Genomic DNA, 9,765 nt, shown 5'->3' on the forward strand with positions numbered 1-9,765 from the left:
ACCGGAAGTTTGCCGCCCGCTTCCTTCAGATTCTGCGTCGCCGCAGACACCCTTGCGTTAAGCTAACTGCTACTTCTGCCTTCGCAGTTCGGGACTTTCACCCTATAGACTGCACCCATGCCGGGCGCACACGAAGGCCGGACGGGCGCCAAGCCTCGTCCGGCCGCAAGGGAACATAACAGCCGGCTGTCCAACAAGGAAAGCCGGCATCGTTTATAGTTCAAGTTCGCCCATTCGAAGCAATTCAATGACAGCTTGCGAGCGCCCCTTGACCCCAAGCTTTTGCATCGCATTCGAAATATGGTTGCGGACCGTTTTCTCGCTGATAAACAGCTCTTGGGCGATCTCTTTCGTCGTCTTGTCTTGCACGAGCAATTCGAAGACTTCTTTTTCTCTTTTTGTCAAAAGCGGCTTCGATTGAAACGATTTGTCCTTCAACGGTTGTAACCCTCCTTGCTCTCAATGGGCCCGAACTGCCGGATGGGTATTTCCTCGCCATATCGTATGTGAGAGCAAGAACGGCGGTGACGAAAATTTGCTTATCTAATAGAAAAATGGGTCTTTTTTTTTTCGGTTCATCACCAAAAGATGTACTTGACTTTTAAAGACAAACATGATAGCAATGTTGTTCAAAGAGATGTGTGGTATAAAAAGGAAAAAATGCTGTTTTGGTTTTTCTTTATCATGATCGTCTTTCTTTTTCAAGTACACTTTGTGATGAAGAGCCTTTTCTTCTTTATCTTTCGATTCGCCGGAGACGGTTGGCTGCCGCTTGTCCAGCAAAACAAAAAATCCCCCTCATGTCTGTTCGAATGAAGGGGATTTTGATTCTGCCGCTACACTTCGTCGCTGCCAAAGAAATCGCGGAACATTTGAATCGTCGTTTCGCGGTTTAACGCCGCGATCGATGTCGTCAACGGAATGCCTTTCGGGCACGACTGCACACAGTTTTGCGAGTTGCCGCAGTTGGCCAAACCGCCGTCGCCCATAATCGCCCGCAGCCGCTCGGCTTTATGCATCGCTCCGGTCGGATGGGCGTTAAACAGCCGCACCTGCGACAGCGGCGCCGGGCCGATAAAGTTCGACTTGCTGTTGACGTTCGGGCACGCTTCAAGACAGACCCCACACGTCATGCATTTGGACAGCTCGTACGCCCATTGCCGCTTCCGCTCCGGCATGCGCGGACCCGGACCCAAGTCGTACGTTCCGTCGATTGGAATCCATGCTTTGACGAGTTTTAGCGCATCAAACATCCGGCTCCGGTCGATGACCAAGTCGCGGATGACCGGGAACGTGCGCATCGGCTCCAGGCGGATCGGCTGCTCTAATTTATCAATGAGCGCCGCACATGCTTGCCGCGGCTTTCCGTTAATGACCATCGAGCAGGCCCCGCACACTTCTTCCAAACAGTTCATTTCCCAGGCGACCGGCGTCGTTTTTTCCCCTTTGGCGTTGACCGGATTGCGGCGAATTTCCATGAGCGCCGAAATGACGTTCATGTTCGGGCGGTACGGAATGACAAACTCTTCTTCATACGGCGCGGAATCCGGACGATCTTGGCGCGTGATGATGAACCGAACCGTTTTGTTTTCGCTCATCTTACTTCACTTCCTCTTTCTTTTTGCTGTAGTCGCGTTTGCGCGGCTTAATCAACGAGACATCGACATCTTCGTAATGGAACGCCGGACCGTCTGGCGTATAGCGGGCCATCGTCGTTTTCAGCCATTCTTCGTCATTGCGTTCCGGAAACTCCGGCTTGTAGTGCGCCCCGCGGCTTTCGTTGCGATAGTACGCGCCGAGCGTAATGACGCGGGCAAGCTGGAGCATGTTGTACAGCTGGCGGATAAACGTCGCCCCTTGGTTGCTCCATCTCGACGTATCGGTGACGCTGATGTTTTTATACCGCTCCATCAGCTCTTGAATTTTCTCATCGGTCTTCAGCAGCCGGTCGTTGTAGCGGACGATCGTCACGTTTGCCGTCATCCATTCACCGAGCTCTTTATGCAGCACGTAGGCGTTTTCCGTGCCGTCCATCGCCAAAATGTTTTCCCATTTTTCCTGCTCTTGTTTGACATAACGGTCGTACAGCGTCGACGGCATCGCATCGGCCGATTTCTCGAGGCCGCGGATGTAGCGGACTGCATTCGGGCCGGCGACCATTCCACCGTAAATCGCCGACAGAAGCGAGTTTGCCCCGAGACGGTTGGCGCCATGAATGGAATAATCGCACTCACCGGCGGCAAACAGCCCTTTGATGTTCGTCATTTGGTCATAGTCGACCCATAAGCCGCCCATCGAATAGTGAACGGCCGGAAATACTTTCATCGGCACTTTGCGTGGGTCTTCGCCCATGAACTTCTCATAAATTTCGATAATGCCGCCGAGCTTGATATCGAGCTCTTTCGGATCTTTATGGGAAAGATCGAGGTACACCATGTTTTCGCCGTTGATGCCGAGCTTCAAGTCGACGCACACATGGAAAATTTCCCGGGCGGCGATATCGCGCGGCACCAAGTTTCCGTAAGCCGGATATTTTTCCTCAAGAAAATACCATGGTTTTCCATCTTTATACGTCCAGACGCGGCCGCCTTCCCCGCGCGCCGATTCGCTCATCAACCGAAGCTTGTCATCGCCTGGAATCGCGGTCGGATGGATTTGGATAAACTCGCCGTTCGCGTAGTAAACCCCTTGCTGATAGGCGATCGAAGCCGCTGAACCAGTGTTGATGACCGAGTTCGTCGATTTCCCAAAAATGATCCCCGGGCCGCCGGTCGCCAAAATGACGGCATCGGCTGGAAACGCTTTGATTTCCATGGACCGCAAATCTTGTGCGACGATGCCGCGGCAAATTTGCTCGTCATCCAAAACGACGCCTAAAAACTCCCAATGCTCGTACTTCGTGACGAGCCCGGCCACTTCATGGCGGCGCACCTGTTCATCAAGTGCATACAAAATTTGCTGCCCGGTCGTGGCTCCAGCATAGGCGGTCCGGTGATGCTGCGTCCCCCCGAAACGACGGAAATCAAGCAACCCTTCCGGCGTCCGGTTGAACATGACGCCCATCCGATCGAGCATGTAAATAATCCCCGGCGCCGCTTCACACATCGCTTTGACCGGAGGCTGGTTCGCCAAGAAGTCCCCGCCATAGACGGTGTCGTCAAAATGCTCCCACGGCGAGTCGCCTTCCCCTTTCGTGTTGACCGCTCCGTTAATGCCGCCTTGGGCACAGACGGAGTGAGAACGCTTTACCGGAACGAGCGAAAACAGTTCGACAGGCACTCCTGCTTCGGCGATTTTAATCGTGGCCATCAAACCGGCCAACCCACCGCCAACAACGATGATTTTCCCTTTTTTCATAGCTACTCACTCCCTAATAGATTGCTGCTTTTGCTTGCATGCCGCACGTTTTGCCTTGCCGGCCCGCCATCGACCAAGCGATCGTTCGGCGAACGGCTAGAGCACGTTTGTCACGAGCCAACGCAGCAGTTCATCGTTGAATCATTCCTTAGGAATGGAACGCTTGTCTTACGCAAACGCCAAGATGGCGCGAATGCCGACAATGGAAAGCGCGATGAAAATGATCATCGTAATGTACGTAAATACTTGCTGTGAACGAGGGGATACCGTTAAACCCCAGCTGACGAAGAACGACCATAAACCGTTGGCGAAGTGAAAGACCGTGGACAAGATTCCAACAATATAAAATCCGAGCATAAACGGATTGTCGACAATGTTGGCCATCATGTCGTAGTTCACTTCGGCGCCGAATGCAGCATGCACCCGCGTTTCATACACATGCCAGACGACAAAAATCAATGTAATGATGCCGGTGATCCGCTGAAGCATGAACATCCAGTTGCGGAAATAGCCGTACTGGCGAGTGTTGAATTTGGCTGTAAACGCGATATAAATGCCGTATACAGCGTGGAACAACAATGGAAGAAAAATAACAAAAATTTCAAGAAAATAGCGGAACGGCAAGTTTTCCATAAACGCCGCCGCCCGGTTAAACGCTTCCGGCCCACGGGTCGCAAAATGGTTGACGACCAAGTGCTGCACTAAAAAGATGCCGACGGGAACAACCCCCAGCAGCGAATGGAGCCGGCGATAGTAAAACTCGCGATTCCCTGCCATTATGTAAACCCCCTTCAATTGAATAAAAAATATGTCCCTCTCGCTCGCCATGCGGAAACGGAAACGTCTTCCATTCCCCTATTCGCTTGTCACATTCATTGTACTCCCACATTGTACAAGCGTCAAGAAAACACTGACACAAAATGTTCAAACATTCTCATAGTTGCGCCACCTTAGGAAAGAGGATGCACTCCGGCAGCAATTCAGCTATAATGGGGAAATGGATAGAAAGAGGGGAAAACGATGAAACAGCCACCATTAGAGGACCAATATCAAATGTTTGGGTCGATTGCGCTTTCCGCCTTCGGGGCTGAGCTGCTTCGCCATTCGCTTCTTCCCGAGCTGCTTGGCAAAGATGCCGCTTCGCTGCTGTACTGGGCCGGCAAACAGCTGGCGCGGCGCTACCCGCTCGGAACGCTCGATGACGTCGCCGTATTTTTTGAACGGGCGGGCTGGGGGGAGCTATCAACCGGCGAGGAGCGAAACGACGAACTCTATATCGAGCTGTCGGGCCCCATCATCGCCGCCCGCTTTTCCTTGTACGGCAGCTGCTCGTTCCAGCTTGAGGCTGGATTTCTCGCCCAGCAAATCGAACAACAAAAGCGGTTCGTCACCGAAGCGGTCGAACTGCCGCCAAAGCGGGACGGCAAAGCGCGCATTTTGGTGAAATGGGATCGGAAGCAGGCGATCGAATGACATGCAAAGAACGGGCGTCCGCTCGCAAAACGGGCGTCCGTTCAGCCATTATTCATCCTATTTCGCGCAGGAGACTCCCACTTCAACGACCAAAGGGAGTAAGTGGGAGAGGAATGCGCGTTCCCCCTTTCTTTTGTGTATGATAGAATAAAGATGTGGAGACAACCGTTTAATAAAGGCACTCCAATCACGGCTGCTCGATGGATGGAGTTGGTTGCAGGAAACGTTGCAACCGCAAAACATCGAGCGTAGGTCCGTCTGTTGTGTGTGGAAGCCAAGTACTGCCAACAGACACACCGAGAGAATCGGTAACGATGCAGGCATGACCTGTGTCGTTGGGCAGTTGTCAACCTGCCCCTGATGCAACCCCAAGTCAAGGAAGGAGGACAAAGTCCGCTCGCACTTCTGGGGAGTTGCAAGCCCCCACTTCAAGCGTTAGCTAAGTGGGGGTAGTTGACGCAGTTTTTCATAGATTTTCTCCGCCACCGCCCGTGGAATGTTCGCCCGTTGCAGCTCATCAACGGTCGCCTCTTTCATCTTTTTGACTGATCCGAAATAGTTTAACAGCGCTTTTTTCCGCTTTTCCCCGACGCCGGGAATGTCATCAAGCACGGAATGGAACATCGTCTTCTGCCGCGCCTGGCGGTGGAACGTGACCGCAAACCGGTGCACTTCGTCTTGAATGCGCTGCAATAAATAAAACTCTTGGCTTTGCCGGTCAAGCGGCACGACATCCGGCGGGTCGCCGGCCAAAAGCTCTGATGTGCGATGTTTTTCGTCTTTCGCCAATCCAGCCAGCGGCACATCCAGTCCAAGTTCGTTTTCGAGCACATCCCGCACCGCCGACAAGTGTCCTTTGCCGCCGTCGATGATGATCAAATCGGGAAGCGGCAATCCTTCTTTCAACACGCGCGTATAGCGGCGGCGCACAACTTCGCGCATCGTTTCATAATCGTTCGGTCCCGCCACTGTTTTTACCTTATATTTCCGGTATTCTTTTTTCGCCGGCTTGCCATCGAGGAAAACGACGAGCGCCGAGACCGGATCGGCCCCGTAAATGTTCGAGTTGTCAAACGCCTCGATGCGGCGCGGCGCCGGAATGCCAAGACGCTCTCCGAGACGTTCGATGGCTTTGATCGTCCGTTCTTCGTCCCGCTCGATGAAATAAAATTTTTCTTTCAGAGCAATGGCCGCGTTTTGGCTCGCCAGCTCCACAAGCTCTTTTTTCTTCCCTTTTTTCGGCTGGACGACGGCTACGCCGAGCAATTCACGGGCAAGCTCCCCGTCAATGTCGGACGGGAGGACGACTTCTTTCGGCTTCAAATGATGCGCTTTCGCATAAAACTGGCCCAAAAACGTCAGCATTTCCTCATCCGGGTCTTGGTAAAGCGGAAAAATGGACACGTCGCGCTCGATCAGCTTTCCTTGGCGGAGGAAAAACACTTGCACGCACATCCAGCCCTTGTCGTACGCATAGCCGAATACATCGCGGTCGATGAAATCATTGAACATCATTTTTTGCTTTTCCATCGTCATCTCAATCGCCGCGATTTGGTCGCGGTATTCTTTCGCCCGCTCAAATTCGAGCGCTTCCGCCGCCTCGTGCATTTTCTCGGCCAACTCCCGCTTTACGTCTTCATAGCCGCCGTTTAAAAAGCGGACGATTTGTTCAACCATCGCCTTATTTTGTTCGTCCGACACCGGGTTGACGCACGGGGCGAGGCATTGGCCCATATGGTAATACAAACAGGCGCGCGAAGGCATCGTCGAACATTTGCGGAGCGGATACAAACGGTCGAGCAGCTTTTTCGTTTCGTTCGCCGCCTGCACGTTCGGATACGGGCCGAAATATTTGCCGCCGTCTTTTTTCACTTTGTGGGTGATGAGCAAGCGCGGATGTTGTTCCGCGGTGATTTTAATAAACGGGTAGCTTTTATCATCCTTGAGCATGACGTTGTATTTCGGATCATGCTTTTTGATCAAATTCATCTCCAAAATGAGCGCCTCGGCGTTTGACGAGGTGACGATGTATTCGAAATCGGCGATTTCCTCCACAAGCCGCTGCGTTTTGCCATCATGCGTCCCGGTAAAATACGAGCGGACGCGCGCCTTCAACGACTTCGCCTTGCCGACGTAAATGACCGTTCCGTGTTTGTCTTTCATTAAATAGCAGCCCGGCTGTTCCGGGAGCACGGACAGCTTTTCCTTCAGCCGGTCGTTCATGGCCATCCCCTCACTCTCCGTCCACCCATTCATACAGTGTAATCGTTCCATACACCGGGTCGGCAAGCGGACTGGAACGATACGTTTTCACTTTGCGCACATGGCGGGAAATATCGATCCCTTGAGCCTCGAACCCTTGGACAACGTGATTAGTCATATATATCATAGCATGGCGGTAGTTTTCTTTGTCTTGCAAAAAGAAGGAAAAATGGAGCACGTCTTTATGTGGAAAGGGCACGTTCAAATAGTCTAGGACGCGCGTCTCTTCCCACGTATATACCACAAACGGCTGCGGCTTGTCACGCAAATCGTCGGCAAGCTGATACACTGCCGGGGGCGTCTTTGCCTGCTCGTGCAGCAGCCCGATGCCGATTGCAGACTGCAGCAGCACAACCGCCGCTGCCAGCGCTAATCTCCATGCCTTCGGCGCAGCCAAAAAGCGGCCCCACACATAAAACAGCGCAAAATGAACCAACGGAAGAAGGTGGCGCGGCTTGTCAATATTTTGTCCAAACAGCGCCCAGACAGCATACAGCAACGCGGAAACGACAAGCGCACGCGGCAGCTGAAACCGCCCCGTGCGCCAGGCGATGGCACCGATTGCCGCATAGGCGGACAGCAATGAAACGTGCTGGCTGGCGATGCCGGTCCAAACAAAGTTGTGGACGATAAAGCGGTACAATCGCTCAGAAAACGGCAGCGGGCTCGTTGCCGCCGTTCCGCCCCATTCGCTGAAATGACCGGCAACAAACGCCCAACCAAGCTTGAAAAACGGCCAAAGGCCGCCTTCCGTCGCCGCGACCGCCGCCACCCAAACAAATTGAAAGGCGGCCGCCGCCAACAGCGATGCCGCCACGCGGCCGAGGCGGCGGTGCGTTTTCCAGTCTTCATGCCAAAGGATCAACAACGCGGCAGCAAACGGGGCATAAGACAAACGGATGCCCATGAGGATGCTAAACAACGCGGACGGCCAAAGCTGCGCCATCCATGTTGTTCGCCGCCGCGCCCATTCCACCGCCCATATGTACCACCAAAGCACGCCAAGCGCCGCGCCGTCCGACATCGGTCTGGCGGCGGCAAGGAGCACGTAGCTTGAAGAAAGCACCGAAAGCGCCGCCCATAGCGCCGCTGAGCGCGGCATATGGCGAGCGAGCAGCCAAACGATGGGAAAGACAGCGGAATACAACACAAGCACGTTCAAAATCGAAAGCGCTTTGGCTGGATTAGCGATTGCGGCATGAACAGCCATCCCGCCCAAAACGAAATATGGATATCCTGGAAAATGCGGCTGCATCGCCAACAAATCATAGCGCTCCAGCGCCCGCGCAAAGTCAACTTCGTCCCACGAGGCCGCGTACGGGCTGGCGTAACGCAGGCCGGCCCCCAACAAAACGGCAGCCAAGCCGATGCTGAAGCCAAGCCAAACGCGGTCAAGAAACGGTCGTTTCATCGCATCCCCCCTAAAGGGCTGGTGATTTAATACAAAATACTGCTATTCCCATCTGTTTCTCAATTAGATAAACCATGCGAAATCAACCTTCTTTTTTGGGGCGAAATGCCACTGATTTACTGGTGGCCGCGGTTTTTCACCAGCCTTCTAAAGAAAAAGTACAAGGCATCCGCGCCTTGTACCTTACATCACCCGTTTTGTCTGTTCCTCCAATGCCGCCGATGGTTGCTCCTGTTTGCCGCTTTGTTGCCCATGGCGGCTCGTCACGAGCAAGTAAATCACGACAAAATAACCGATATAGGCGATCATTTCCTCGAGCGACGGCATTGATGAATAGCCAAACAACGCTTTTAAAAAGACGCCGACTTCGCCGGAAAAGACAGGGGCGACGCCATGGTCGCGCACGTAATGTTCGTAATCGATCGGATGTTCCGGAAGCAGCCACGTCAAATCGTATACATGCGGCATGACGCTGCCGATGAGGCCGATATCTTGCATCATCGAAATGGCTTGCACGAGCAGTCCAGCGGCAATTAGGACGATAAACGCGCCGGTGACTTTAAAAAACGTCTTCAACGGAATGCGCATCGTCCCTTTAAAGAAGAAGTAGCTGACGAAAGCAGCAATGGCAACCCCAGTTGCCGCTCCCCATCCTTGCATCGCCGCTCCGATGTTGCCGTGCGTAATCGCAGCGAAGAAGAAGACCGTTTCCACCCCTTCACGCAACACGACCAAAAACGAGTGAATGACCATGCCGACGACATTGCCGGCGGTGACAAACTGATCCATTTTCCCTTCCAAGCTTTTTTTCATGTCCCGGCTGTGTTCGGCCATCCAGAACACCATTTGCGTCAACAGCAGCGTGGAAACGACCATGATGCCGATCTTTAAATATATCTCGCTTCCCATTGCCGCAAAACCGGTAAAGACAAGCTGAAACAACATGGCGACACCGACGCTCGCCGCCACAGCGAGAGCGGCGCCAAGCCATACGTATTTCGTGTATTCGCGGTGACCGACCCGTTTCAAATACGAGGTGATGATGCCAACGATCAGCAGCGCTTCCAGTGCTTCGCGAAACGTAATGAGCAGCGCTTGAACTTCCATGCCCCCGCCTCCCCTTCCTGCCGGATTCGGCGAAGCGAACCCTTGACCAACCGAACACCGCCAAAGGTAAAATTCGGTCATGGCAAGGGCGGCTTTCTTATTGCCTTCTTTTTTGTCCCCGTCGCCCTTGACGACTCTTCCGCACCTTTGGCGGG

Annotated in this window: 9 protein-coding genes; 1 reads left to right on the plus strand and 8 read right to left on the minus strand. The window is 53.4% G+C overall.

Annotated features, from left to right (window positions below; genetic code table 11):
* Positions 1 to 213: 213 nt before the first annotated feature.
* The 5 genes from IKE44_RS07420 to IKE44_RS07440 all read right to left on the minus strand — a co-directional run bounded on the left by IKE44_RS07420 (position 214) and on the right by IKE44_RS07440 (position 4,134).
* Positions 214 to 438, minus strand: a complete 225-nt coding sequence (locus IKE44_RS07420) for a helix-turn-helix domain-containing protein (protein WP_020754265.1) — start codon at positions 436 to 438, stop codon at positions 214 to 216.
* Between the two features lie 105 nt (positions 439 to 543).
* Complete coding sequence (locus IKE44_RS07425; RefSeq protein ID WP_049626559.1) at positions 544 to 783, minus strand: hypothetical protein; 240 nt, start codon at positions 781 to 783, stop codon at positions 544 to 546.
* A gap of 53 nt (positions 784 to 836) precedes the next feature.
* On the minus strand, positions 837 to 1,598 hold the full coding sequence (sdhB, locus tag IKE44_RS07430) for a succinate dehydrogenase iron-sulfur subunit (RefSeq protein WP_049624962.1): 762 nt from the start codon (positions 1,596 to 1,598) through the stop codon (positions 837 to 839).
* 1 nt (position 1,599) lies between these two features.
* Positions 1,600 to 3,357 (minus strand): succinate dehydrogenase flavoprotein subunit, encoded by a 1,758-nt coding sequence (sdhA, locus tag IKE44_RS07435; protein ID WP_287465480.1) that lies wholly within the window; start codon positions 3,355 to 3,357, stop codon positions 1,600 to 1,602.
* Positions 3,358 to 3,525: 168 nt separating this feature from the next.
* Complete coding sequence (locus IKE44_RS07440) at positions 3,526 to 4,134, minus strand: succinate dehydrogenase cytochrome b558 subunit (protein ID WP_287465482.1); 609 nt, start codon at positions 4,132 to 4,134, stop codon at positions 3,526 to 3,528.
* A 243-nt stretch (positions 4,135 to 4,377) separates the two neighbouring features.
* Between IKE44_RS07440 and IKE44_RS07445 the strand changes: the two genes are divergently transcribed.
* Positions 4,378 to 4,830, plus strand: coding sequence for a YslB family protein (locus IKE44_RS07445; protein WP_013144566.1), 453 nt, complete (start codon positions 4,378 to 4,380; stop codon positions 4,828 to 4,830).
* Between the two features lie 435 nt (positions 4,831 to 5,265).
* Here IKE44_RS07445 and uvrC read toward each other — a convergent pair whose 3' ends face one another.
* From uvrC to IKE44_RS07460, 3 genes are all read right to left on the minus strand, one after another.
* A complete protein-coding gene (uvrC, locus tag IKE44_RS07450) occupies positions 5,266 to 7,053 on the minus strand; it encodes an excinuclease ABC subunit UvrC (RefSeq protein ID WP_287465483.1) in 1,788 nt (595 codons plus the stop codon).
* Positions 7,054 to 7,063: 10 nt separating this feature from the next.
* On the minus strand, positions 7,064 to 8,503 hold the full coding sequence (locus IKE44_RS07455) for a hypothetical protein (RefSeq protein WP_053532393.1): 1,440 nt from the start codon (positions 8,501 to 8,503) through the stop codon (positions 7,064 to 7,066).
* 183 nt (positions 8,504 to 8,686) lie between these two features.
* Positions 8,687 to 9,610 (minus strand): FTR1 family iron permease, encoded by a 924-nt coding sequence (locus IKE44_RS07460; protein WP_050367644.1) that lies wholly within the window; start codon positions 9,608 to 9,610, stop codon positions 8,687 to 8,689.
* Between the last annotated feature and the right edge of the window lie 155 nt (positions 9,611 to 9,765).

Origin of the sequence: Geobacillus sp., assembly GCF_017515625.1 — a bacterium.
Taxonomy (GTDB): Bacteria; Bacillota; Bacilli; order Bacillales; family Anoxybacillaceae; genus Geobacillus; species Geobacillus stearothermophilus.